The sequence below is a fragment of the Comamonas sp. JNW genome (genome assembly GCF_003105075.1).
In the GTDB taxonomy this organism is placed as follows: domain Bacteria; phylum Pseudomonadota; class Gammaproteobacteria; order Burkholderiales; family Burkholderiaceae_C; genus Comamonas; species Comamonas squillarum.
The window spans coordinates 15,581-38,135 of record NZ_QETI01000022.1 but is presented as its reverse complement, the minus strand read 5'-3'; the positions used below and the strand labels follow the sequence as shown (position 1 = coordinate 38,135).

Below are 22,555 nucleotides of genomic sequence, written 5' to 3'. Positions count from 1 at the left end.
ATCCGGTTGGCTGTCCTGAGTGGGTTGGGTGTTTGGCGACTTCCAGTCTCTCAAATCCAACCCGGATGAACACCGGATACAACCTATTGAACCTTCACAGCTAGCTACTAACTTAATTAAAAATCCACCGACGCCGACAGCGCAAACGTACGCGGCGCGCCCAGCGCCAGGCTGGACAGCTGGGGCATGCCCCAGTACGACTTGTTGGTCGCGTTCAGAACAGATGCCCGCAAGGTGACGGGTTTGTCGGCCACCTTGGTGATGTAGCGGGCGCCCAGGTCATAGGTGGTGCGGCCGGCGGCCCAGAGGCTGTTGTCGGCGCTGATGTACTGGCGGGACACGGCGGTGGCGTTGGCGCTGAGGGCCAGGCCTTGCACGCCAGGAACATCCCACTCCGCACCCAGCTTGCCTTGCCACTTGGGGGTGCCGGTGGCGAGCTTGCCTTGGTTGACGCCACCAGCGGTTTGCGTCAGCTTCGGGGCAGTGTAGGCCACGCCGCCCATCAGGCGCAGGCCGTGCATGGCGCTGCCGAAGAAGCTCCACTCAATGCCTCGGTTGCGCTGCTCACCGCCGAACGAGAAGACGTTGGTCACAGGGTCGGTATAGCTGCTGGGCCGGGTGATTTCGAACAGGCTGACGGTGTGGGCGAAGTCGCCCAGGTCGAGCTTCAGGCCCATCTCCTTTTGCTTGCTCTTGCAGGGCGCAAACACTTCGCCGGCGTTGGCGGCGGTCATCGGTGCGGTGGCGCCCTGGCTCAGTCCTTCGATGTAGTTGGCGTAGAGCGAGAGGTTGTCGCTGGCCTTGACCAGCAGCGCAGCGGCGGGCGAGGTGGCGCTTTCGTCATAGCGCGAGGTACGCGCGCCCGAGGTGATGTTGTAGCTGTCGCAGACCACCTGCTGGCGGCGCACGCCCAAGGTGAGCTGCACGCGGTCTTGCGCCATCGATGTGGGGCGCGACAAAGTCGGCAGCCGGGCCCCATACCGGGTTGTAGAGGTTGGTGGTCCAGTCGACGCCGGGCACACGATAGACAGCCCGCCCCAACGCGAAACGCAATAGGAACAATAGTTAGTTTAATAATACTAAACTAATAAATTACCGTACATCTTTTACAGCTATCGCAGCAGCGGTTTGGCTGACAATGGCCTGGCACCTGGAGAGAACATGGACCCTGAGAAAAAAGCAGCCCCACGCGGGCGCCCGCGCCTGATCACGCAAGAGCGCATCGCCGATGCAGGTATCGAGATGGGATTGCCCAACATCACCTTTGTGGGCGTGGCCAGCGCGCTGGGCGTGACGCATATGGCGCTGTACAAGCATGTGCCCAGCCTGGCCGAGCTCAAGCACATGGTGGCCGAGGAGATTTTTCGGCGCTGGGAGTTTTCTCTGCCCAAGGTGGGCGAACAAGAGGGCCTGCAGAACTACCTGGTCCGCTTCAGCGATTCGGTGCGCCAGTTCGCCAAGACCTACCCGGGCGTGACGCCCTATGTGATCCGCAGGCTGGTCGCCACCCCGGCGATGCTCGAGAAGATCGATACCCACCAGGAAGAAGTCGCGCAGGCCTACCGCATTGGCAAAGAGCAGTCGCGCTGGCTGCTGGCGACCATCGCCTTCCACGGCCTGGCCGCTGCCGATTCGGTGTACTCGGCCGCGCGCCAGGAGAGCGTGGTGCCCACCAGCTACGAGGCTGAGACCGCCGAGATGGAAGGTGATCTGGCCCAGGGCATGCATGCGCTGATCGCCGGCGCGCTGCTGCAGCTGCAGCTCGATCCGCAGCTGCAGCCCTGACGCTCTCGGGTCTGCCCCAGGCGCCCTCTGCCATGCGCCCTGCTGCAGTCTGAACGCAGGCCCCGCTGACCCGCTGCATGGTCAGCCTTGGCCATGACTACAGCTCGCCTTCCAAAGACGCCTTGTGCCTCATCGCTATCCGCTTCCATGCCATGGGCGCGAGCTCTGCAGCCACTAGCTAGTTGCTAGCCCGCAGCACCAGCAGCACTCACTCTCCCTGAAAACATCCACACCCTGGCCACTTTGGCAGGGCGGGCGCAGCCTTGCGCCTGCTTTTTTTGGCGGTCTCGATAAATATTTTCAAAAATATGTCAGGAATCGATCAGGTCGAACGACTTCATCAACGTGGCAGCGCTGTGCTGTGCACTTTCAACCTTTCATCACAGGAACGACACCATGAACATCAAGACCCTCACCACCTTGGCCGCCGCTGTCCTCGCCACCTCCGCCTGGGCCGCTGGCAGCCAGGACAGCAAATGCGGCGCAGGCAGCTGCGGCAAGAAGGAATCGAGCACCAAGGACGCCAACTGCTCCAAGAAGGATGGCGGCTGCTCGAAGAAGGACGGCGGTTGCTCCAAGAAGGACGGCGGCTGCTCCAAGAAGGATGGCGCGGGTACCCACTGACCCACTCCGTAACACACCACACAACACCAGGGTGAGCCTCCACGCTCACCCGCCCCCACCACAGAAAGGGTTCCAACCATGTCGACCACTACCAAGATCACTACCCGTCTTCTTCTGGCCGCCAGCCTGGCCTTTGCCGGCAGCGCCCAGGCCATGAGCACCGCCCCCGTGGGCAACGGCTCGGACTACCCGGCTTATGCCCCCTCCAACAGCAGCCTCAGCCGCGACCAGGTCCGGATGCAGTTCACCCAGGCCCGCATGGACGGCACGTTGCGTTTCGACGGCAATTTTGATGCGCCGCAGTTCAAAACCCAGCAACCCGGCATGGGCTTGAGCCGTGCCCAGGTCATCGAGGCCGCTTCCCAGGCCCGCATGGCCGGCACCTTGCCACAGGGTGACAGCTTTGGAGAGTAACGTTGGATGCGGGTTGGCCAAGTGCCAACTCGTGCCTCCACAGAAATGAGGACACCACATGATTGGCCTTGGCTTTCGACGTGAAATGCTCGACTGGGACATGTCCGCCGTGCATGCCGACTTCTTTGAGGTCGCACCCGAGAACTGGGTGCGCCGGGATCTGGCGCCGCTGCAGGCGCTGATCGACTCGGGACGCCCGGTCAACCTGCATGGCGTGGCCCTCAATCTGGGCGGCGCCGCACCACTGGACAGGTCCTTTCTGCGCGATCTGCGCCAGCTGATTGATGACCTGGGCACCCCGCTGTACTCCGACCACCTGGCCGCCAGCGGCGACAGCTTCCAGCTCTATGACCTGTTTGCCGTGCCTTTTACCGAGTCACATGCGCGCCGGGTGGCCGACCGCATCCGCTTCGTGCAAGATGCATTGGGCATGCGCATCGCGGTCGAGAACACGACCTGGTACACCAATGTGGGCGCGATGCCCGAAGCGGATTTTCTCGGCATGGTCCTCGACCAGGCGGACTGCCATCTGCTGCTGGACCTGAACAACCTGTCGGTCAACCACAAGAACCATGGCGGCCCCAGCCCGAGCGAATTCGTGCAAGGCCTGGACATGGGCCGCGTGAGCTACATGCATGTGGCGGGCCATGAGTTCGATGCGCGCTTTGACCTGTTCATGGACACGCACAGCCAGCCGGTGGAAGCACACACCCAGCAGCTCGCACGCAGCCTTGCCGAGCGCCATGGCACCCCCGTGCTGCTGGAATGGGACAACGATGTCCCCGGCATGGAGGTCATCAACCAGGAGCTGGCATGTCTGCGCACTTCTACGACTATGTAAGAGGTCTGTCCGACCAGGTGCCTGCGGGTTACAGCGACAACGGCATGCGTGCCTACCGCCACCTGGTCTACCTGGGCGCCAGCCAGATGGTGGAGGCCCATTTTCCGGAACTGCGCGAGCAACTGGGCGACGAGGCCTGGCGGGAATTGATCACCGCCTTTGTGCGCGACTCGCGCTGGAGCTCGCCCTACTATGGAGATATGAAAGATGCATTCCTTGAATTCATTGCACGTGAAAGCACGCGAGAAGATTGATGGCCTGGGTCTGCTGCTGCTGCGCCTGTGGGTGGGGCAGGAGTTTGTGCTGGCGGGTTTTCGTAAACTGTCATCGGGCTGGGAGGCACCGGCCTGGTTTGCAGGCCTGGACTTTCCCATTCCGGTGAGCTGGCTGCCTGCCAGCCTCAACTGGGGCATTGCAGGGCTTGCCGAGCTGGTGCTGGGCGTGGCGCTGATCATCGGGCTGGCATCGCGCATTGCCGCGCTGGGGCTGATCTTCATCACCTATGTGGCGGTGTACAGCGTGCATTTCGACCTGGGCTGGGCCGGTTGGAACCAGATCGACAGCGATGACGGCCTGGGCTTCAAGGTGCCCTTGATGCTGGGCATCATGCTGGTCGCCATTGTCAGCCAGGGGGCGGGCCGCTGGTCCCTGGACCGTTGTTGCCATCGATAAGCCAAGGAGTGTATGCACACCATCGCAGCAGAGATCACCGTCCAATGGCGCAGCGCCATGCTGCGCTTTGCAATGCTGCACCTGCCCTCGCGTGAAGAGGCTGAGGATGCCGTGCAAGATACCTTGGCGGCGCTGCTGCAGTTGGACCGCAGCAGCTTTGACGCCGACCAGGCCAAGAGCTACCTGTTTGGCATTTTGCGCAACAAGATCAGCGACCGGCTGCGACAGAAATACCGCGCGCCCGTAAGTTATGACGAGGCTTTCCAGGACGACCTCGACCAGGTCCTGTTTGACAAGCGGGGCCATTGGGTTGAGGGCGTTGCGCCCACTACCTGGGTCAACCCCCAGCAGCAGCTGCAAAACGACCAGTTCTTCATCGTCGTCGACCTGTGTGTGCACAAGCTGCCGGCCAAGCCAGCGCGGGTGTTTTCCATGAAGGAGTTTCTGGAATGCGAGGCCGAGGAGATTTGCAGCACCTTGGGCATCACCAAGGCCGATTACTGGCAGTGCATGAGCCGCGCGCGCAAGCAGCTGCAGCTGTGCCTGCACCAAAACTGGTTTGACAAAGAGACTGCTTCATGAAATGCCGTGAATACATTTTTCAACTTACCTCCGGGCAAATGGAAGAGGCCGGCACGGCCGGCAAAATCGCCGCCTGGCAGCACCGCATGATCTGCTTTCGCTGCCGCGCCTTTACGCGCAATGACCAGGCGCTGCAAGACATGCTCAAGGGCTACAGCGAGCATCTGCAAACGCCACCGAACCCGCCCGCCAAGCCCTCCTCGGAGAACTAAGGCCCGGACAGGATCGCCGGGGCACCGTCCCAACGACGGGTTGCCCCGAAGCGCACAGCCTCATCACCATGGAGATCACGATCACGACCCATGACTGTACATAAATACAGTGATAGATGAAAATGCCATTTTTGCCAGGACACTGCCATGGACCACATCGCCACCGGACGCTTTGACATCAAGCTGCAACCCGAAGGCCTCAGCTCTGTTGCCGAGGCCACCGGCCTGGGCCGGCTCTCACTCGACAAGCAATTCAGCGGCGACCTGCAGGCGACCAGCCAGGGCGAGATGCTGTCGTTCCGCAGCACGACCGCCGGCTCGGCCGGTTATGTGGCGATGGAGCACGTGCAAGGCAGCCTGCATGGCCGCAGCGGCAGCTTTGTGCTGCAGCACAGCGCCAGCATGGCGCAGGGCGAGTCCACGCAAAGCATCAGCGTCGTACCCGATTCGGCCACCGATGCACTGCAGGGCCTGCGCGGCAGCATGCAGATCACGATCGACAACGGCCAGCATTCCTACCGCTTTGTGTACCAGCTGCCTGAGGCTTGACGAGCCCCCAGCACCTTCGGCGACTGAAAAGTCCCGGGCCTGCAATCGCATGCAGGCCCGGGACTTTTTGCATGGGGCATCGTGGCCATGTTCCGAATACGTAGCCGCCCCGTAGAATCCAGATCCAATCTGTGCAGCTCCCTGGCGACCCCGCTGGTGGGTTCTCCACTTCAGCGCCCCATCCGCGCCCCGCGCAAAAGGCATGACATGACCCATGGATTCCGCGACAGCGCCGATGGCCTCCGTTACGAGGAGCACATCAGCTGGCCGATGCGGCTGTTTGTCGCGGTGATGGGCCTGGCGATGTTTCTCATCCCGGTACCCTTTGTCCAGCATGGCCACTGGGGCCTGCCCTGGTGGCAACTGCTGCTGCTGGCCGCCTGCATCACGGCGCCGGTGGTGCTGGGGGTGTTCTTTCTTTGCCTGGCATGCGGGCGCTGCCTGCGGCTGCATTTTGACCAGCGCCAGCACTGCCTGGTGCGCCATGGCCGCCTGCCACGGCCCCCGCGTGCCATTCCCTATGCTGATATCGAGCCGCCCAGCGTGCTGGAGCGCAGTGCCGAAGATGGGCCCTACTATGTCGTGCGCCTGCGTGTACGGGGCGAGCGCGCCATGCACCTGAGCAGCTTTGGCCTGCAGGCAGAGGCCCAGGCCTGGTGCCAGCGCATCGCGGACGAGCTCCAGCAGCGATAGCGCAGACGGCCACAAAAAAGGACTCTGCAGCGCCAGCACAGGCTGGCACTGCAAAGTCCAGGGCTGCAGAGTGGGCTGCAGCATGGCAGATCTTTGCGGATCTGCCTTAGGAACGCGGTCCTTGGTTTAGAAGGTGGCCTTCAGGTTCAGACGCACGGTCCGGGGCTCGCCATAGATGGCGCCCGAGTAGAAGCCGTACTGGCGGTAGTAGGTCTTGTCGAACAGGTTGGAGATGTTCAGGGTGGCGACCAGGTCCTTGTTGATCTCATAGCGCGCCATCGCATGGAACAAGGTGTAGGCCTTCAGGTCGATATTGACATTGGCGCCTTCAGTCGGGTGGCTGGTGCCGGTGGCGACCTGGTGCATCTTGCTCTGTGCCGTGAGGCCCGTGCCCAGGGTAAGCTTGTTCCAGCTGCCGGGCAGGCGGTAGCTGGTGTTCAGGCGCAGCAGGTGCTTGGGGTCATCCTCTGCGCCGGTGGCGTTGGGGTTGTTCACCGACAGATAGGTGTAGCCGCCATAGACGTTCCAGCTTGGCGTGATGCGGCCGGAGAAGTCCAGCTCAAAGCCCTTGGTGGTCAAGCCCGATGCGCCGTTGAGATAGGTGGTCACGCCCTCGTCGCCGGTCACGTAGAGCGGGTCGCCGTTGGCATCACGCGCAATCGTTGCCACATCCTTTTGCTGGTTGCGGAACACCGCCAGCGAGCCATCGAACTGGCCATCGAGCCATTCGCCCTTGACGCCCACTTCCATCGCGGTGCCGGACTTGGGATCGAGATACGTGCCATCGACGCGGCGCTGCGACTGGGCTTCGAACACATCGGTGTAGCTGGCGTAGAGCGAGTAGTTGCGATTCAGGTCATAGACGGCGCCCAGATAGGGCGTGACCTGGTGGCTGAAGTCCGAGGTGACGACGCCGTTGGAGAAGTTGCGCTGCCAGCTCAGGCGCGCGCCGACGATGACCGACAGCGGATCGGTGATGCTCAGGCGCGTGGCCGCATAGCTGCCATAGGTCTTGATGCGCGTGACGGTGTCCTTGCCGTTGCGGGCGGTGGTCACTTCGCCAATGCCTTGGCCCGTGCGGATAAATTCGCGCCAGTCACCGATCGCAAAGCCGTTGCTGATGCGGTTCATGCAGGCCACCGACTGGCCGGCGCTGTTGAAGCAGTCCAGGCCATAGGCGGTCGATGTGTTGTCGTTGTAGTTCGCGCCCATCATGAACTGGTGGCGCCGGCCCAGCGCCTCAAAGGGGCCGTTGAGCGTCCACTGCAGGTACTTGGTGGTGGTGTTGGTGGTGGTGTTGCTGGTGCTGCTGGCGGTGCGCTGGGTGGTGACCCCACTGCTGCGCATGGGCCAGGCCGCGCAGGCGCTGGAGCGCGATGTGGTCGCCGCGCCGCGCATGGACGAGGACGGCCCACGCGAAGTACGCCAGGCCGCGCATGCCTTGAACCGCATGCAGCAGCGCATTGCCGCCAACCTGACCGAGCGCACGCATTTTCTGGCCGCCGTATCGCATGATCTGCGCACGCCCATCACGCGCATGCGGCTGCGCCTGGAGCTGCTGGACAGCGCCGACCTGGACAATGGCAAGCAAAAGCTGCGCGGCGACTTGAGCTGCATGGAAGGCCTGATCGACAGCACCTTGGCCTTTATCCAGGCGCGGGAGCACCAGGGCCCGCTGCAGCAGATTGACCTGGATGCACTGGCCCGCAGCATCTGCCAGGACCGGCAGGAGCTGGGCCAGCCCGTCGATATCCGCGGCCACATCCGCGCGCCGGTGATGGGCCAGCCTCTGAGCCTGCGACGCGCGCTGGACAACCTGATCGACAACGCGCTGCGCTATGCCGGCAGCGCCAGCTTGGTGCTCGATGAAGATGAGGACCTTGCCCAGGTCTGCGTGGAGGACCGGGGCCCGGGCATGCGCCCGCGCAGCTCGAGCGCATGCGCCAGCCTTTTGAGCGCGGGGACGCATCACGCAACCAGAATACGGGTGGCCACGGCCTGGGCCTGAGCATTGTCGATGCCATTGCGCAGGCGCATGGCGGCGTGCTGTTGCTGCACAGCCGCGAACCGCAGGGCCTGTCGGCCTGCATGCGCATCCGCAAAAACAGGGTCAGCGCACGGTGATGGGCCTGGGGCATCTTGCTGGCCAAGGGTCCGCCACCACCATCGAGCGCGCTCGCCATCAGCGAGGGCGGCTAGGCCTTCCGGTCAGAGAATATCCAAGGTCTTGACCGCTTGGGCAAAGCGCTCCAGCGCCTCATAGGTATCTGCCTGGGCCAGCGCCGAGATGTTCAAACCGGTGCTGTCGATATCGCCATCCGCATAACCCATCACCCAGTTGGGAAAGCGCCGCTCGGGGCCGGACAGCCCCGAATCGATGACCCGGAAATCGGAATGCCGGGGGTCTGCCTGCAGATGGGATTCCAGCACCAGCATGGCCTCGGGCGCGCCCTCCACATACTGTGCAAACCAGTCGCCATCAAACACCAGCACGCCGGTGATGCCATGGATGGCATTCATCTCACGTGCCTGCTTGACGATGCGCCCCACCTCGGTGGGTCCATAGCCGGCAGCCAGCCTGCTGGTGTAGAGAAGGGATCGGAGAAAAGAAGGCATGGCTGCACTTTCGCTGTCAATATGTATGCAATGTACTGCTTGCCTCGGCGGGTGAGTGCCGGCTGAGGTCTTTTTTCTGCTCCAGAGCCTGGCAGCGATAGCAGGCACTTGCCATCACCGCACAAAACCAGCCCCTGATGGCCATCGCAGATGGTGCATCAGGGGCTGGTGACAACGCCTTCGCAGGCGCAGCATCAACGCAGATTACTGGCCAAATTTGCGCTTGGCATCGGTCACGCAGGCGTCCTTGGCATCACCGGCCATGGCATCGCAGCGCTCCTTGGCAGCCTTGTAGTCGGCTTCACGCGACTTGTCGGCAGCGTCCTTGCGCGCATCGGCCACATCCGATGGATTGGACGATGGCTTGGCGCTCACCTCAGCGACCTTGGCGGCTTCCAAAGCCTTCACATGGGCTGCCTTGGCTTCCTTCTGGCAGACGTCCTTGGTGTTGCCCGTGGCGTCGTCGCACTTTTCCTTGGCCACGTCGTACTCGGCATCTGCCTTGGCCTTGGCCAGGTCGTGGCGGTGGCTTTCGGTAGGTTCTGCACGGTGCTTCAGGTCAGCCATGGCAACCTTCTTTTGGCCATCAGCCTGCTTCTTGCAGACATCCTTGGCATTGCCCTTCATGGGCTTGCACTGGTCGCTGGCCGCCTTGTGCTCGGCTTCAATGCGGTCCTTCTCGACCTTTTGCTCGGCAGAGGTCATGGCGAAAACGCCACCGGAGAAGAAAGCGGCTGCACACAGGGCGGCGATGGTAGGTTGGAGCTTCATGGTTTTTTCCTTGGATCGTTATGGTGAAAGAGCTGACTATTTTTTGGGCCTATCAATGAAGCGCAAAAAATAGTCTCCTGGCATGTCATTCATGCAATACCGCCACAATGGCTGCGTTGCTGGCCTCAATGGCGTGAATGAATTATCAGCAGCCCCAACCGCGCAGGCTGTGGGTGGCAGGACGGACACATGGTCAGATTTCACCTACCGCCCAAACGAGCGGCTCCAAGCCGTTGGCAGCGATAGGGCGGGCGAGAAAACCCTGGCAAAATCTGCCGCTGCCCACGGCACCTCGGCACAAGGGCGTCAGGCGCTGAGAGGGTCTGCAACAGAGATGCTCCGCCTATGGAAAACACCGCAATGACTACCGAGCACCCCCTCCCCTGGGTGGCAGAACACCTGCTTGCCGCGCTGCAAGGCGAATGGCGTTTTTCCCGCAGCCTGCAAGATCTGGTGACCCGCAACCCCATTGGCACCGTGCAGGGCCAGGCGCGCTTCACGCCCGAAGGGGCGAGCGCGGCCCACTACACCGAGAGCGGCCAGATGGTGCTGCAAAGCGGCGGCTCGTTTCGCGCCAGCGGCAGCTATTTCTTCAGCCAGCAAGGGGCCCATTTGTGCATCTATTTCGATGCCCAGCAGCAGCGCCTTTTTCACCGGCTGCATCCTGCCGTCGACCAGGACGGGCAGCTGAGCGCCAGCAGCTCGCACCTGTGTATTGCGGACCGCTATGACAGCAGTTACGAGTTCCTGCGCAGCGGCGGCTTTGTCATCGAGCACCAGGTGCGTGGGCCGCACAAGTCCTACCGCAGCTATACCTTGTATGAGCGGCTGGCGGGCGCCCCGACCACCAGCAGCACAGCGATCTGAGACGTCTGGGAGGCAGCCTAGACCAGCGGATTAAAAGTCCGTTGATCCAAGAACCTGTTCAATGTCTCCTCGCGCCGCGACAGTGTCTTTGCGGGATGGGATGCGAGGGGGCGCTTAGCCGCGCAGTGCTTGCCAATAGCCCGCTATTGGCAAGCACTGCAACGCCGCAGACCGCCCCTGCCCGGGCGGCCCTAGTCGGGCACCCCTTGCCGGGCGCCCACAAAGCCACTGTCCCTACGGGTTGGAGTGAAATCGGGCGATTTCTGCGCGCTGGCTCTTGCTTGCACCCCGGTGCAAGCTGCGTTCCATCCCTTCGAACTCATCCCGATTGCACTCCAACACGGCTGCGTAGAGACTGTGAACAGGTTCTAAACACTGCCCCCTCAACAACGCATCAACTGCCCTGCTCATCCTCTGAGCTGCCTGCGCCGCCTTCCAGCACCGCCAGCAACGCCGACAGATGCGTATTGAGCGCCACCAGGCTTGCTGCGGGCAAGGGCTGCAGCAGCGCACGTTCCTTGTCCACATGGGCGGTAACGGCGGCATCAATGAGCTTGAGGCCGGGCTTGGTCAGCTGCACCAGCATGCTGCGCGCATCTTGCGCATGGGGCACCCGCTCGATCCAGCCATTGGCTTCCAGGCGCTTGAGCCGGTGGGTCATGGTGCCCGAGGTCACCATCAAGGTGGAAAACAGCTCGGTGGGGCTGAGCCGGTAAGGCGCGCCCGAGCGCCGCAGCGCGGCCAGCATATCGAACTCCCAAAAGCTCAGGCCGAACTGCGCAAAGTTCACATCCAGACTTTGCTCGATCAGTGCGGAACAGCGCTTGATGCGGCCAATCGGACCCATCGGGCTGACATCCAGATCGGGCCGCTCGCGCGCCCATTGCGCCAGGATCGCGTCCACGGCATCACCCGCAGAGGACAAAGGTTTTTTTAGCATTTGTCTTGATATCAAGATATTTAAAGGTTAGCATTCATTTTATCTTGATTTGAAGATAAAACCTATGCAAACCCTCCCACGCCCTTCCCGCTGGCAAGACATCGCCCTCACCGCGCTGGCCCCTATGGTCTGGGGCTCCACCTATATCGTGACCTCGGAGCTGCTGCCACCCCACCGCCCTTTCACCGCCGCGCTGATCCGGGTGCTGCCCGCTGGCCTGCTGCTGGTACTGGCCATGCGCCGGCTGCCCGCGCAGCAGCACTGGCTGCGCCTGCTGATCCTGAGTGCGCTCAATATCGGCGCCTTCCAGGCGCTGCTGTTTGTGGCGGCCTACCGCCTGCCCGGTGGCCTGGCCGCCGTGCTGGGCGCCATCCAGCCGCTGATGGTGATGGCGCTGGCCTGGTGGGCCGACGGCAAATCCCCCGCCCGCAGCACCTTGGCGGCGGCCGTGGCCGGGGTGCTGGGCATGGCGCTGCTGCTGGTATCGCCGCAAACGGTGTTCGAGCCCATCGGCATTGCCGCGGCCTTCTTGGGCGCCGCCTGCATGGCCAGCGGGGTCTGGCTCACGCGCCGCTGGCAGTTGGACTTGCCGGTGATGGCGCTCACCGGCTGGCAGCTGCTGCTGGGCGGCCTGATGCTTGCGCCGCTGGCCTGGTGGCTGGATGCACCGCTGCCGTCGCTCAGCGCTGTACAAGGGCTGGCCTATGCCTATCTCTGCCTGGCAGGCGCGCTGCTGGCCTATGCGCTGTGGTTTCGCGGCATTGCACGTTTACCCACCGTGGCCGTCGCATCGCTGGGCCTGCTCAGCCCCCTCACCGCCGTCGTGCTGGGCTGGGCGCTGCTGGGCCAATCGATGACCGGCATGGCGCTGGCCGGCCTGGTGGTGGTGCTGGTCAGCGTGCTGGCCGTGCAGTGGACGGCGGCGCCTTCTCGCTGATGCCGACCTGCCCGTTTTTTCACCCCTTAGCCACTCAACCTGACCATGACCAATCCCGTACAACAAGCCATTGAAAGCCGCGTCTCCGTCCACCGTTATGTCGATGGCCCGCCGCTCGGTGAGGCCCGCATCCAGGCCTTGATCGCACAGGCAACGCGTGCCCCGTCGCCCTATAACATGCAGAACTGGCGCTTTATCGCCGTGCGCTCTGACCGGCTTCTCAACAGACGTGAGCAGCCAAGGTGACTGGGCAAACCCCTGGAAGGTCGGAGAATCGTTGTAATAAATAACGACATCTTTTCTATGCCAGGCATGACCCTAAAAGCGCTGCGTTTGCAGCCAGCCGCCCCACAGCAACAGCGCGGTGATGCATAGCTACCTGCTTTGGGCGACGCCTACCTTGGTGGTGGCGCTGGCCATTGCCTTTCTGAAGTGGAACGCGACCCGGGCAGCGCTGCTGGGTCTGGCGCTGACGGTGCCCATTGCGTTTTTCAGCGGACCCATTCCGTTTTCCATCGACAAGCTCGGTGAGTCGCTCATGCGGGGGGCCTGGATTGGCGGGACCATCGCGCCCTATATTCTGGGCGGCCTGCTTTTTTGGCGCGTTGCGTCCAGCAAACATGCGCTCGGCGGCGCTGACGCTCCCTCTGCGGGTCTCGACCCCCATGCGCGCCGCAGAAGGCTTTTCTTTGCCTGCTTTTTGGTCGGCCCTTTTGCCGAGTCTGCGACTGGGTTTGGCGTCGGAATGGTGGGCACGGTGATGATGCTGCGCCACCTGGCCCTGGCGCCTCGCCACCTGATGGTGTTTGCCTTGCTCAGCCAGACCTTCATTCCCTGGGGTGCAATGAGCAGCGGCACGCTGCTGGGTGCAGCCTACCTGCGGGTGTCGCCCACGGACCTGGCCCTGTATTCAGCCGTTCCTGTCGCGACCTTGATGCTGCTGTGGCTCACCCTGTTCTGGGTCACTTTGCACCAAGGCAAAGAGCACATGTCGCTCCGCGAGTGCGCGTGGGAGTTGCTCTGGGTGGCGGCAAGCCTGGTGAGCCTCGTTGCCTGCACCTACTTGCTGGGTCCGGAGACCGCACTGCTTGCCGCCTTCAGCCCGCTCATCATTCTTCGCTACCTGGTGGATGAGCGCCCCGATGGGCAGCAAGTTCGCCAACGTGCCATCGCCTGCCTGCCCTATGGCTTGATCATTGGATGGCTGGCCGCGACCAGGCTCCTACCCAGCCTCAGAGAATGCCTGTCGACGCTGCTATGGTTCCGGCCCTTTCCCGACCTGCCCACCTTGCTGCCGCTGATGCATTCCGGCCTGTGGTTCCTGGTGGCCGCGCTGTTGACGGCGGCTTCGCGCAAGCGCACGCATACGCTCAAGGCCGAGGTCGCAGCCTCCTGGTCCACCGGCAAGCAGGCTGTGCGGACAGTACTTCTCTTTGCGATGATGGCGGAAATGCTCAATAAATCGGGCATCGCCCAAGGTCTGGCCAATGGCCTCTTTGCCGCGTGGGGGCGGGATGCGGTGATGCTCACCCCTGCACTGGCTGGCGCGCTGGGCATCATTGCCAACACCGGAAACGCTGGCAACAGCCTGCTGCTGCCACCGCTGTCCACGCTCGCGTCGCAGGCCGGCATCAGCCTGCTGGCCACGGGCGCGGTGGTGCATGTGTCCGGGCTCGCGTTGGGCTTTTTCTCACCGGTGCGCATGTCGATTGCGGCCAGGCTCAGTCATGGGGCTTCAGAGGAGCGGTCGGTCTACCTGTTCCTGCTGCCGTTTGCGCTGACGGCATTCGCGGTGATGACCTGTTTTGCCTGGCTCAGTACCTGGCACAGCTAGCACCGGCCCACCGCAGCCGCTTCAGTAGCCAGGGAGATGGGTACCGAGGCCGGCTAGCCTGGCCCCTGCCACTCGACAAATTCCACCCTTTGGGATTCACACAAGCGGTTCAGCGCAGCGACGCCCAGCACAAAGTGCGCCTCCTTCTCATGCGCAGCCAAAGCCTGGCGGTCGGTCCATGCCTCAAAGAGATAGACCAGCTCCTTGCCCACCGCCACGTCGTAGCGCAGGCAGCCAGCTTCTTGCCGGCTGGCCTGCGCCAGCGTCGTGAGCGTCGAGACGACATCCGGCAAACAGCCCGCGCGCGGCTGCAGCGTGACGATCAGGTTCAGCGGTTCCGTCAAACCAGGCCTCCTTGGGTGCGCTGAGCAAACCATGCAGGCATGTCTTAGAACCTGTTCAAAGGCTCTACGCAGCCGCGTTGGAGTGCAATCGGGATGAGTTCGAAGGGATGGTCCGCAGCTTGCACCGGGGTGCAAGCAAGGGCCAGCGCGCAGAAATCGCCCGATTTCACTCCAACCCGCAGGGACAGTGGCTTTGCGCTGCCCGGGAAGGGGCGCCCGGCGAGGGCCACCCGGGCAGGGGCGGTCTGCGTCGTTGCAAATCCTCGCAATAGCTGGGCTATTGCTGCGGTATTGCGCGGCTGGGCGCCCCCCCTAGCATCCCATCTCGCAAAGACACTGTCGCGGCGCGAGGAGACTTTGAACAGGTTCTTACTCCACCGTGACCGACTTGGCCAGATTGCGCGGCTTGTCCACATCGGTGCCGCGTGCCACGGCCGTGTGGTAGGACAGCAGCTGCAGCGGCACCACATGCAGGATGGGGCTGAGCACGCCGTAGTGCTCTGGCATGCGGATCACATGCATGCCTTCGGCATTCTCGATATTGGTGTGGGCATCGGCCAGCACATAGAGCACGCCGCCGCGCGCGCGCACTTCCTGCATATTGCTTTTCAGCTTTTCCAGCAGCTCGTCGTTGGGGGCGACAGTGACGACGGGCATCTCGCTGTCCACCAGCGCCAGCGGGCCGTGCTTGAGCTCGCCGGCCGGGTAGGCCTCGGCGTGGATGTAGCTGATTTCCTTGAGCTTGAGCGCGCCTTCCAGCGCGATCGGGTAGTGGATGCCACGGCCCAGGAAGAGCGCGTTTTCCTTGCGCGCAAAGTCCTCGGCCCAGCTCACCACCTGGGGTTCGAGCGCCAGCACGGCTTGCAGGGCCAGCGGCAGGTGGCGCATTTTTTCCAGGTAGGCGTCGGACTGGGCTTCGGTGATGTGGCCCTTGCTCTGGCCCAGGGCCAGGGTCAGCAGGAACAGGCCCGCCAGCTGGGTGGTAAAGGCTTTGGTTGAGGCCACGCCGATCTCCATGCCCGCACGGGTGATGTAGCTCAGCTTGCACTCGCGCACCATGGCGCTGGTGGCCACATTGCAGATGGTCAGAGTGTTGGTCATGCCCAGGCCCTGGGCATGGCGCAGTGCTGCCAGCGTATCGGCCGTCTCGCCCGATTGGCTGATGGTGACGACCAGCGCCCGGGGGTTGGGCACGCTCTTGCGGTAGCGGTATTCGCTGGCCACTTCCACATTGCAGCGGATGCCCGCCAGGCCTTCGATCCAGTACTTGGCGGTGCAGCCGCTGTAGTAGCTGGTACCGCAGGCCAGGATCAGCACCTCGTCGATCTCCTTGAACACGCGCCAGGCGGCATCGCCCTCCACGCCATCAAACAGCTCGGGCACCACGCTTTGCACGCCTTCGAGCGTATCGGCAATCGCGCGCGGCTGCTCGAAGATCTCTTTTTGCATGTAGTGGCGGTAGGGGCCCAGCTCCACCGCGCCGCTGTGCGCATGCACGGTCTTGACCGGGCGGTCGGCCGCCTCCAGTGTCTTGCCGTTGTGGTCCACCACCCAGTAGCGGCCAATCTGCAGGTCGACCATATCGCCTTCGGCCAGGTAGACGATCTGGTCGGTCACGCCGGCCAGCGCCATTGCATCGCTGGCCAGGAAGTTCTCGTTGTTGCCCACGCCCAGGATCAGCGGCGAGCCAGCCCGGGCGCCGACCACGCGGTGGGGCTCGTCCTTGTGCATGACAGCAATCGCATAGGCGCCGCGCAGGGACTTGATGGCCTGCTGCAAGGCCGTGAACAAGTCACCGTCGTAGTGGCTGTCCACCAGGTGGGCGATCACTTCGGTATCGGTCTGGCTCAGGAACTGGTAGCCCTTGGCCTGCAGCTCGGCGCGCAGCGCTTCGTGGTTCTCGATGATGCCGTTGTGCACCAGGGCCACGCGGCCGACGGCCTGCACATCGGCCACGCCCGGGCCTGCGCTGAAATGCGGGTGGGCGTTGTGCACGGCGGGCGCACCATGCGTGGCCCAGCGCGTATGGGCGATGCCTGTGGCGCCCTGCACCTGCTCGCTGGCCACCTGCTCCATCAGTTCAGCCACGCGGGCCGTGCTGCGGGCGCGGCGCAGGCCTGCCGGCTGGCGGCCATCAAGGCTCGCCTCATGCACGGCCACGCCGCAGGAGTCATAACCGCGGTACTCCAGCCGCTGCAGACCTTGCACCAGCACCGGGACGATATTGCGCGTAGAGACTGCACCAACAATGCCGCACATAGTGTTCACTCCTTGATCAACAATGGCTGCAGTGTAGACAGGTCAGCATTTAATTTTCTTTCCATTTTTGCGAGATTTTGAAATAATATTTCTTATTAAATATCTATTGAAATAAAATTTCAAAATGAATGAGAATTTGAATGATTTCACACTGGATATCATCGACCTGCAGCTGCTCGATGCCTTGCAAAAGGATGCCTCGGTGAGCAACCACGCGCTGGCCGACAAGGTGCATGTCTCGCCCCCCACCTGCCTGCGGCGCATCAAGCGCCTGCGCGAGATGGGCCTGATCGCCGCCGAGGTGGCCCTGCTCTCGCACGATGTGCTGGCCAAGGTGCAGGGCTTTGGCCTGTTCGCGCTGGTCGAGGTCAGCCTGGATCGCCAGGGCTCCGAAGAGCTCGATGCCTTTGAGGCCGCCGTGGTGCAGAACGACCAGGTGCAGCAATGCTGGCGGGTCAGCCCGGGGCCGGACTTTGTGCTGGTGGTCTACGCCCATGACATGCCCGGCTACCTGGCGCTGACGCAAAAGCTCTTCACCTCGCAGAGCAATGTGCGCAATGTAAAAACCTACTTCGCCACCAAGCGCAGCAAGTTCATCACCCGCATCCCCTTGCCCAAGGGGCCGCACCTGTCGCACCACGGCTAACGCCCTTACCGCGGGGTTGCGGCTCCGGCTCCTGCTCCTGCTCCGGCGCCCTCTGGAGCCCTGCGATTACCCGCTTGGTAAAAACGGGCATTGCGCCACAGCCTTGCCACCCGGCCCGCTGCAGCCACGATGCATGGCCGCGATGTGCATGACCACTCTCAGGCAGTCGTTGTGGACGAAAACATTCAACAAATGTAATAAGCCCGGACTGGCTTGTCTTAGCGATAGTCCGGCCTCATACTTGCGCCGTGAGTATCAAACAGTAACATTGCGAGGCCATCCTGCGCAGACTGTGACTCACTGGGTAAGAGAGGCAATACATGGTGCATATCAAAATGGACAGCACCCAGCAGCGCAGTGACTGGGGCCGCATTGTTTTCCTGGCGTCCTGTGCGCTCGCTGCCGCAGGCGCGCTGTGGCAGCGCAATGCCTCCTGGCCCGTCGGGCTGGCCGTGGCGCTGCCGCTGCTGGCCTGGCCCCTGCTGGCCCGCTGGCGCACCCGGCGCACCGGTGGGTCGGACGTCAACGATGTCATCCTCAGCTTTGTCGACGGCCTGGTCATTGGCGTCTGGGTGGCGCTGGTGCATTTCCACCTGCTGACCAGTGCCATCATGCTGATGGTGCTGGTGCACTGCACCTACGCCATGCAAAGCGTTCGCCATGCCATGCTGGCCGTGGTCGGCGCCATTGCAGGCCTGGCCGTCACCGGTCTGCTCACCTCGTTCGAGGTCCAGCACCAAACCAGCACCTTCACCATTGTCGGCAGCCTACTGGCCGTCGCCCTGTATTTGGCCATGCAAGGCATCGCCACCGGCCACCTGCTGCGCAGCCTGGCCCACAAAGAACAGATGCTGATGGTGATGCGCCGCGTCGATGCGATGACCGGCTTTTTTGGCCGCATGTACTGGCAGGATCTGGCGACCCGTTTGTTCGCCTATGCCAAGCAAAAAGACATTCCGGCGTTCCTGATCGTCGTGGATGTAGATAACTTCCGCGAGCTCAACAGCCGCCATGGCGAGACCGCTGGCGACGAGGTCATCATTGCCGTGGCCAACACCTTGCGCACCTGCGTGCGCCCGGGCGATGCCACCTGCCGCTTTGGCGGCGACTCGTTTGCCGTGCTGCTGTCGGGTGTGAACCTGGACATCGCCAACCAGATTGCCGACCGCATCCACAGCCAGGCGCTCAACCGCCGTCTGCGCGACTGGCCCGATGTGCAGATCAGCGTCAGCATCGGCATTGCCAGCCTGGCCAAGTACCACCAGTCGGTGGACGACTGGATTGTGCAGGCCGAAGCGGCATTGGAACAGGCCCGGGGCGCCCCGCGCATGTACGGCAGCTATGCCGAGCTGGAACCGATCTCGGCCGCGCACCTGGCCGAGCTGGCCAGCATGCCCGGCCCTGGAGCAGCCGCAGGCGCTTGACCGCAGCCCTCATCCCATAGCGCCGGGCATAGTGGATCCCGGGTCCACGCCAGACGCCTGTGCGGACATGCTCAGGCGCACTGGGGCTCAAGACTTCTTCTGTGGCCGCGCCCAATTGGCAATGCTGACCTGCTTGCCGCGCGCCACGCTCAAGGCGCCCGGCGGTGTGCTCTTGGTGATCGTGGAGCCCCCGCCCACGGTGCCGCCGGCGCCAATGGTCAGCGGCGCTACCAGCACGCAGTTGCTGCCCACATGCACATCGGCCTCGATCACGGTGCGGTGCTTGTTGGCGCCGTCATAGTTGGCGGTGATGCTGCCCGCACCGTAGTTGACCCGCTCGCCCACCTCGGCATCACCCAGGTAGGCCAGGTGGTTGGCCTTGGCACCATCGGCCAGGCGCGAGTTCTTGACCTCGACAAAATTGCCGATGTGCACCTGCTTGCCCAGCTGGGCACCGGGGCGCAGGCGGGCAAAGGGTCCGACCAGCGCGCCCTCGCCCACCTGGGCGCCCGTAGCCTCGCCGTCGATATGCGTAAACGGGTGGATCACCGCATCGGCCGCGATCTCGGCATTGCTGATATGGCAGTAGGCGCCAATGCGCGCGCCGTCACCAATGCGCACCTGGCCGCCAAAGATGCAGCCCACATCGATCTCGACATCCTGGCCGCAGATGAGCTGCGCCTTGCCGCCGCGCGCATCGTCGCGCAGGTCAAAACGGGCCGGGTCGGCCATGCGCACACCCTGGGCCATCAGCGCCTGGGCCTGGCGCATCTGGTGGGCACGCTCCAGCTCGGCCAGCTGCTGGGGGCTGTTGATGCCGGCCACCTGCAGCACATCGGCAATGCAATGGCCTTCCACCGCCACGCCGTCGGCAACGGCCATCGCCACAACGTCGGTCAGGTAGTACTCGCCCTGGGCGTTGTGGTTGTTCAGCTGGGCCAGCCAGGGCTTGAGCCAGCGCAGCGGCACGGCCATGATGCCGCTGTAAACCTCGGTGATCGCACGCTCGTCCGCATTCGCATCCTTTTGCTCGACGATGCGCTGCACCGTGCCCTCGGCATTGCGCACAATGCGGCCGTAGCCCGTGGGGTCGGGCATGTTGACGGTGAGCAGGGCCATGCGGTCGCTGCCCGCGGCATTGAGCAGGCCTTGCAAGGTGTCCGCCTGCGTCAGCGGCACATCGCCGGACAGCACAATCGCCATGCCCTCATCGGCCAGCAACGGCACCGCCTGCTGCACCGCGTGGCCCGTGCCCAGCTGCGGCTCCTGGCGCGCAAAGGCCAGCTGGCTGATGCCGGCGCTGCTCTGGCCGATGGCCGCCTCCACCTGGTCAGCACCATGGCCGGTGATCACCACCGCCGAGCGGGCCTGCAGCTGGGCAGCGGTATCGAGCACATGCTGCAGCAGCGCGCGCCCGGCCAGCTTCTGCAACACCTTGGGGTGGCGGCTTTTCATGCGCGTGCCCTTGCCAGCGGCCATGATGATGATGTCGAGTGGAGCAGTCATGGTGGATCAGCGAGGCGGCGGCGGGCACCGCCTCTAATAGACAAAACCCTGTGATTATCGCGCGCTCTACAGGCTTTCAGCTTCCGCAGCAGCCACTGTCTTTGGGCAAAAAACAGCCTGCGCAAGGCAGGCTGTTGTGGGCAAGTGTTCGAATGAGGACTTAGACAGCCCAGCAAACCGAAGGTTTGCGGTTGAGACGAGGCGTTCAGCCGCAGGCAGTACAAACGTACGACAAGGCTGAACAACGACGTATCAAGGGCTGTGTCAGTCACTCTATATGTTGTAGAGCATGCTGCCGTCGGTCTTACCCCATTGGAAGCGCGTGAACCAGCGTGCGGGCTGCTCGTCCAGGTTGGGCTGGCCGCCCTGGTTCTTGGGGAAGTGGTAGACCAGCGCGTCCTGGCGCTTGCTCTCGATAACGACCGATTGGCCGGCCTTGAGCACGACCGTGTGACCGGCGTGCAGCACCAGGTCACCGGCTTGCAGGCTGGCTTCATTGCTCAGCCCCAGACCCAGGGTGACCCAGGCGGTGCCTTCGGAGATGCGCAGCACGACGTCGCGCTGGGGCACAAAGCTGACGGCCTTGCCGGTGGGCAGAATGCGCATCTCGGCAGCGGCCGAGGCAGCGCGGCTGGCACGCGCAGGGCGCGCAGCGATGGAGCCAGCAGACAGAACATGAGATGCAGACATTGCCATGGTGATTTCCTTTGCAGGGCCCTGGTGTCGTTGCGATCCTAGGGTTTACCCGATATGCGTATCTTGCGCCTTGGCGGCGCCTGCGTCCAATGAATAAAAGAGGGCCGATCGATGCAGCCACAGCATTAATGGTTTACCCTAGGTTTTTGGCTTTCCGCAGCTCCAAGGCCACACCAAGCCAGCGGCAGCTATCGAAGCAGGAGCATGATGGTTGGCCTGCCTCGGGGATACACCCTGGCGCAGTGTGTACTTCTTGCTACAGTGCCTCCACCATGCCAGACCTGCCTCTGCCGCCTTCCCTGCTCCGCACCCGGCCCATCGCCGTGGGCCATCTGCGTGCTTTTCTGGCGGTAGCTCGCTACCTGAACTTTCGCGCCGCCGCCGAGGAGTTGGCATTGACCCAGTCGGCCGTCAGCCGCCAGATCCAGGCGCTGGAAGACGAGGTCGGCATTGCGCTGTTTTTGCGCCATACCCGCGCGGTGGAGCTAACCAGCGCCGGCGCCCAGCTGCAGCGCGCCGTGTCGCCGGCCATCGAGCGCATCGACTCTGCCGTGCGCCTGATCCGCCAGACCAGCGGCCGCAAGAGTGTGGCCATCACCACCTGGGCCAGCTTTGCCTCAATGTGGCTGATCCCGCGCATGGAGGCCTTCCAGCGCGACAACCCTGAGATCGACATCCGCATCGATGCCACCGACAACGTGCTTGACCTCGAAACATCGGATGTGGACCTGGCGCTGCGCTACAGCCTGCCCCAGCATGCCAGCAACGGCGCCCAGCGTTTGTTTGGCGAGCAACTGGCCGTCGTTGCCAGCCCCTGGTTGCTGCAAAGCCACCCGCGCATCCACCAGCCCGCCGATGTGGCCCGCCACACCTTGATCGAGGCAGGTGACGCCCACCGCCTGCAGCACCTGGACTGGCTGACCTGGGAGCGCTGGCTGGAGCTGCACGGCTGCGGCAATCTGCAGCCCAAACGCTGGCTCTACCTCAACTACGCGCACCAGATCGCACAAGCCGCCCTCACCGGTCAGGGCCTGGCGCTGGCACGCATGCCGCTGGTGGCCGATGCGCTGGCCAATGGCGATCTGGTCGAAGTGCTGCCCGAGTACCGCATGGATTCGCCGCTGGCCTACTGGCTGCTGATCGGCCCGCGCAGCCAGCAGCGCCCCGAAGTGACGGCCTTTTGCGCCTGGCTGCAGCTGCAGGCCGCCGCTACCCGCACCGCCATCGGGGATAGCACCGGCAGCTGATTGCCGCTTGGATAAGGCGCGCGCTGATACGCCTGTCCTCTCAGCCCCGGCCAATTCACTATTAGACAAGCCTGAGCCCCCTCCCTACAGTCAAAG

26 protein-coding genes and 1 pseudogene are annotated in these 22,555 nt (G+C 63.3%); 18 read left to right on the top strand and 9 right to left on the bottom strand.

What is annotated here, in order from left to right; genetic code table 11:
• Positions 1-116 precede the first annotated feature (116 nt).
• Positions 117-1,008: pseudogene (locus DCO45_RS21615) on the bottom strand (TonB-dependent receptor); the annotation flags it as partial.
• 153 nt (positions 1,009-1,161) lie between these two features.
• Between DCO45_RS21615 and DCO45_RS21610 the strand changes: the two are divergent.
• The 10 genes from DCO45_RS21610 (at position 1,162) to DCO45_RS21570 (ending at position 6,372) form a co-directional block, all read left to right on the top strand.
• Positions 1,162-1,785 (top strand): TetR/AcrR family transcriptional regulator, encoded by a 624-nt coding sequence (locus tag DCO45_RS21610; protein ID WP_027011382.1) that lies wholly within the window; start codon positions 1,162-1,164, stop codon positions 1,783-1,785.
• 396 nt (positions 1,786-2,181) lie between these two features.
• Positions 2,182-2,409: a hypothetical protein gene (locus DCO45_RS21605; protein WP_116927743.1), complete on the top strand. Its 228-nt coding sequence runs from the start codon at positions 2,182-2,184 to the stop codon at positions 2,407-2,409.
• 78 nt (positions 2,410-2,487) lie between these two features.
• Positions 2,488-2,823, top strand: a complete 336-nt coding sequence (locus DCO45_RS21600; protein ID WP_116927742.1) for a DUF4148 domain-containing protein — start codon at positions 2,488-2,490, stop codon at positions 2,821-2,823.
• Positions 2,824-2,881: 58 nt separating this feature from the next.
• A complete protein-coding gene (locus DCO45_RS21595; protein WP_116927741.1) occupies positions 2,882-3,664 on the top strand; it encodes a DUF692 family multinuclear iron-containing protein in 783 nt (260 codons plus the stop codon).
• Entirely contained in the window at positions 3,637-3,918 is a 282-nt protein-coding gene (locus DCO45_RS21590; protein WP_116927740.1) for a DNA-binding domain-containing protein, read from the top strand. Before DCO45_RS21595 ends, DCO45_RS21590 begins: the two co-directional genes overlap by 28 nt.
• Complete coding sequence (locus DCO45_RS21585) at positions 3,881-4,336, top strand: DoxX family protein (RefSeq protein WP_243419454.1); 456 nt, start codon at positions 3,881-3,883, stop codon at positions 4,334-4,336. The genes DCO45_RS21590 and DCO45_RS21585 overlap by 38 nt, the downstream gene beginning before the upstream one ends.
• A 12-nt stretch (positions 4,337-4,348) precedes the next feature.
• Positions 4,349-4,918, top strand: a complete 570-nt coding sequence (locus DCO45_RS21580; protein WP_116927738.1) for a sigma-70 family RNA polymerase sigma factor — start codon at positions 4,349-4,351, stop codon at positions 4,916-4,918.
• Positions 4,915-5,130, top strand: a complete 216-nt coding sequence (locus tag DCO45_RS22825) for a hypothetical protein (protein ID WP_133248232.1) — start codon at positions 4,915-4,917, stop codon at positions 5,128-5,130. Before DCO45_RS21580 ends, DCO45_RS22825 begins: the two co-directional genes overlap by 4 nt.
• Before the next feature lie 147 nt (positions 5,131-5,277).
• Positions 5,278-5,679 (top strand): DUF3224 domain-containing protein, encoded by a 402-nt coding sequence (locus DCO45_RS21575; RefSeq protein ID WP_116927737.1) that lies wholly within the window; start codon positions 5,278-5,280, stop codon positions 5,677-5,679.
• Positions 5,680-5,886: 207 nt separating this feature from the next.
• A complete protein-coding gene (locus DCO45_RS21570; RefSeq protein WP_116927736.1) occupies positions 5,887-6,372 on the top strand; it encodes a hypothetical protein in 486 nt (161 codons plus the stop codon).
• Between the two features lie 126 nt (positions 6,373-6,498).
• Here the strand turns inward: DCO45_RS21570 and DCO45_RS21565 are convergent, their stop codons facing one another.
• Positions 6,499-7,719: a TonB-dependent receptor gene (locus DCO45_RS21565; protein WP_116927735.1), complete on the bottom strand. Its 1,221-nt coding sequence runs from the start codon at positions 7,717-7,719 to the stop codon at positions 6,499-6,501.
• On the opposite strand from DCO45_RS21565, the gene DCO45_RS21560 reads away from it, so the two are divergent.
• Entirely contained in the window at positions 7,700-8,380 is a 681-nt protein-coding gene (locus tag DCO45_RS21560) for a histidine kinase dimerization/phospho-acceptor domain-containing protein (protein WP_165841250.1), read from the top strand. The genes DCO45_RS21565 and DCO45_RS21560 overlap by 20 nt on opposite strands.
• A 200-nt stretch (positions 8,381-8,580) precedes the next feature.
• On the opposite strand, the gene DCO45_RS21550 is transcribed toward DCO45_RS21560, so the two are convergent.
• Positions 8,581-8,988, bottom strand: a complete 408-nt coding sequence (locus tag DCO45_RS21550) for a BLUF domain-containing protein (protein ID WP_116927733.1) — start codon at positions 8,986-8,988, stop codon at positions 8,581-8,583.
• 204 nt (positions 8,989-9,192) lie between these two features.
• Positions 9,193-9,759 (bottom strand): hypothetical protein, encoded by a 567-nt coding sequence (locus DCO45_RS21545; protein WP_116927732.1) that lies wholly within the window; start codon positions 9,757-9,759, stop codon positions 9,193-9,195.
• A gap of 345 nt (positions 9,760-10,104) precedes the next feature.
• On the opposite strand from DCO45_RS21545, the gene DCO45_RS21540 reads away from it, so the two are divergent.
• Positions 10,105-10,626 (top strand): DUF6314 family protein, encoded by a 522-nt coding sequence (locus DCO45_RS21540; RefSeq protein WP_116927731.1) that lies wholly within the window; start codon positions 10,105-10,107, stop codon positions 10,624-10,626.
• A 394-nt stretch (positions 10,627-11,020) separates the two neighbouring features.
• Here the strand turns inward: DCO45_RS21540 and DCO45_RS21535 are convergent, their stop codons facing one another.
• The gene (locus DCO45_RS21535) at positions 11,021-11,566 is read right to left on the bottom strand and encodes a MarR family transcriptional regulator (protein WP_116927730.1); all 546 of its coding nucleotides are present in this window, start codon (positions 11,564-11,566) and stop codon (positions 11,021-11,023) included.
• A 64-nt stretch (positions 11,567-11,630) separates the two neighbouring features.
• On the opposite strand from DCO45_RS21535, the gene DCO45_RS21530 reads away from it, so the two are divergent.
• From DCO45_RS21530 to DCO45_RS21520, 3 genes are all read left to right on the top strand, one after another.
• Positions 11,631-12,503 carry an EamA family transporter gene (locus DCO45_RS21530; protein WP_116927729.1) on the top strand — a complete coding sequence of 291 codons (873 nt, stop codon included), beginning with the start codon at positions 11,631-11,633 and terminating at the stop codon, positions 12,501-12,503.
• Between the two features lie 45 nt (positions 12,504-12,548).
• On the top strand, positions 12,549-12,749 hold the full coding sequence (locus DCO45_RS21525; RefSeq protein WP_116927728.1) for a nitroreductase family protein: 201 nt from the start codon (positions 12,549-12,551) through the stop codon (positions 12,747-12,749).
• 121 nt (positions 12,750-12,870) lie between these two features.
• The gene (locus DCO45_RS21520) at positions 12,871-14,337 is read left to right on the top strand and encodes an L-lactate permease (protein WP_116927727.1); all 1,467 of its coding nucleotides are present in this window, start codon (positions 12,871-12,873) and stop codon (positions 14,335-14,337) included.
• Between the two features lie 53 nt (positions 14,338-14,390).
• Here DCO45_RS21520 and DCO45_RS21515 read toward each other — a convergent pair whose 3' ends face one another.
• Together DCO45_RS21515 and glmS are read right to left on the bottom strand one after the other, a co-directional pair.
• Positions 14,391-14,681, bottom strand: a complete 291-nt coding sequence (locus tag DCO45_RS21515; RefSeq protein WP_165841249.1) for a putative quinol monooxygenase — start codon at positions 14,679-14,681, stop codon at positions 14,391-14,393.
• Between the two features lie 369 nt (positions 14,682-15,050).
• Complete coding sequence (gene glmS / locus DCO45_RS21510) at positions 15,051-16,940, bottom strand: glutamine--fructose-6-phosphate transaminase (isomerizing) (RefSeq protein WP_116927725.1); 1,890 nt, start codon at positions 16,938-16,940, stop codon at positions 15,051-15,053.
• 136 nt (positions 16,941-17,076) lie between these two features.
• Between glmS and DCO45_RS21505 the strand changes: the two genes are divergently transcribed.
• The gene (locus DCO45_RS21505) at positions 17,077-17,586 is read left to right on the top strand and encodes an Lrp/AsnC family transcriptional regulator (protein WP_243419452.1); all 510 of its coding nucleotides are present in this window, start codon (positions 17,077-17,079) and stop codon (positions 17,584-17,586) included.
• A gap of 320 nt (positions 17,587-17,906) precedes the next feature.
• Complete coding sequence (locus tag DCO45_RS21500; protein WP_116927723.1) at positions 17,907-19,010, top strand: GGDEF domain-containing protein; 1,104 nt, start codon at positions 17,907-17,909, stop codon at positions 19,008-19,010.
• A gap of 87 nt (positions 19,011-19,097) precedes the next feature.
• Here the strand turns inward: DCO45_RS21500 and glmU are convergent, their stop codons facing one another.
• Both glmU and DCO45_RS21490 read right to left on the bottom strand, forming a co-directional pair.
• Entirely contained in the window at positions 19,098-20,516 is a 1,419-nt protein-coding gene (gene glmU, locus DCO45_RS21495; RefSeq protein ID WP_116927722.1) for a bifunctional UDP-N-acetylglucosamine diphosphorylase/glucosamine-1-phosphate N-acetyltransferase GlmU, read from the bottom strand.
• Positions 20,517-20,789: 273 nt separating this feature from the next.
• A complete protein-coding gene (locus DCO45_RS21490) occupies positions 20,790-21,212 on the bottom strand; it encodes a DUF2917 domain-containing protein (RefSeq protein WP_116927721.1) in 423 nt (140 codons plus the stop codon).
• Between the two features lie 272 nt (positions 21,213-21,484).
• Here DCO45_RS21490 and DCO45_RS21485 point away from each other — a divergent pair, with 272 nt between their 5' ends.
• Positions 21,485-22,459, top strand: coding sequence for a LysR substrate-binding domain-containing protein (locus tag DCO45_RS21485; RefSeq protein WP_116927720.1), 975 nt, complete (start codon positions 21,485-21,487; stop codon positions 22,457-22,459).
• Positions 22,460-22,555: the final 96 nt, after the last annotated feature.

Coding starts and splice junctions, on each gene's coding strand:
- glmU (WP_116927722.1), bottom strand. CDS start 20,516: ATGACTGCTCCACTCGACATCATCATCATGGCCGCTGGCAAGGGCACG.
- DCO45_RS21485 (WP_116927720.1), top strand. CDS start 21,485: ATGCCAGACCTGCCTCTGCCGCCTTCCCTGCTCCGCACCCGGCCCATC.
- DCO45_RS21525 (WP_116927728.1), top strand. CDS start 12,549: ATGACCAATCCCGTACAACAAGCCATTGAAAGCCGCGTCTCCGTCCAC.
- DCO45_RS21570 (WP_116927736.1), top strand. CDS start 5,887: ATGACCCATGGATTCCGCGACAGCGCCGATGGCCTCCGTTACGAGGAG.
- DCO45_RS21590 (WP_116927740.1), top strand. CDS start 3,637: ATGTCTGCGCACTTCTACGACTATGTAAGAGGTCTGTCCGACCAGGTG.
- DCO45_RS21545 (WP_116927732.1), bottom strand. CDS start 9,759: ATGAAGCTCCAACCTACCATCGCCGCCCTGTGTGCAGCCGCTTTCTTC.
- DCO45_RS21610 (WP_027011382.1), top strand. CDS start 1,162: ATGGACCCTGAGAAAAAAGCAGCCCCACGCGGGCGCCCGCGCCTGATC.
- DCO45_RS21600 (WP_116927742.1), top strand. CDS start 2,488: ATGTCGACCACTACCAAGATCACTACCCGTCTTCTTCTGGCCGCCAGC.
- DCO45_RS21565 (WP_116927735.1), bottom strand. CDS start 7,719: ATGCGCAGCAGTGGGGTCACCACCCAGCGCACCGCCAGCAGCACCAGC.
- DCO45_RS21535 (WP_116927730.1), bottom strand. CDS start 11,566: ATGCTAAAAAAACCTTTGTCCTCTGCGGGTGATGCCGTGGACGCGATC.
- DCO45_RS21500 (WP_116927723.1), top strand. CDS start 17,907: ATGGTGCATATCAAAATGGACAGCACCCAGCAGCGCAGTGACTGGGGC.
- DCO45_RS21550 (WP_116927733.1), bottom strand. CDS start 8,988: ATGCCTTCTTTTCTCCGATCCCTTCTCTACACCAGCAGGCTGGCTGCC.
- glmS (WP_116927725.1), bottom strand. CDS start 16,940: ATGTGCGGCATTGTTGGTGCAGTCTCTACGCGCAATATCGTCCCGGTG.
- DCO45_RS21575 (WP_116927737.1), top strand. CDS start 5,278: ATGGACCACATCGCCACCGGACGCTTTGACATCAAGCTGCAACCCGAA.
- DCO45_RS21530 (WP_116927729.1), top strand. CDS start 11,631: ATGCAAACCCTCCCACGCCCTTCCCGCTGGCAAGACATCGCCCTCACC.
- DCO45_RS21580 (WP_116927738.1), top strand. CDS start 4,349: ATGCACACCATCGCAGCAGAGATCACCGTCCAATGGCGCAGCGCCATG.
- DCO45_RS21540 (WP_116927731.1), top strand. CDS start 10,105: ATGGAAAACACCGCAATGACTACCGAGCACCCCCTCCCCTGGGTGGCA.
- DCO45_RS21595 (WP_116927741.1), top strand. CDS start 2,882: ATGATTGGCCTTGGCTTTCGACGTGAAATGCTCGACTGGGACATGTCC.
- DCO45_RS21490 (WP_116927721.1), bottom strand. CDS start 21,212: ATGGCAATGTCTGCATCTCATGTTCTGTCTGCTGGCTCCATCGCTGCG.
- DCO45_RS21520 (WP_116927727.1), top strand. CDS start 12,871: ATGCATAGCTACCTGCTTTGGGCGACGCCTACCTTGGTGGTGGCGCTG.
- DCO45_RS21605 (WP_116927743.1), top strand. CDS start 2,182: ATGAACATCAAGACCCTCACCACCTTGGCCGCCGCTGTCCTCGCCACC.
- DCO45_RS22825 (WP_133248232.1), top strand. CDS start 4,915: ATGAAATGCCGTGAATACATTTTTCAACTTACCTCCGGGCAAATGGAA.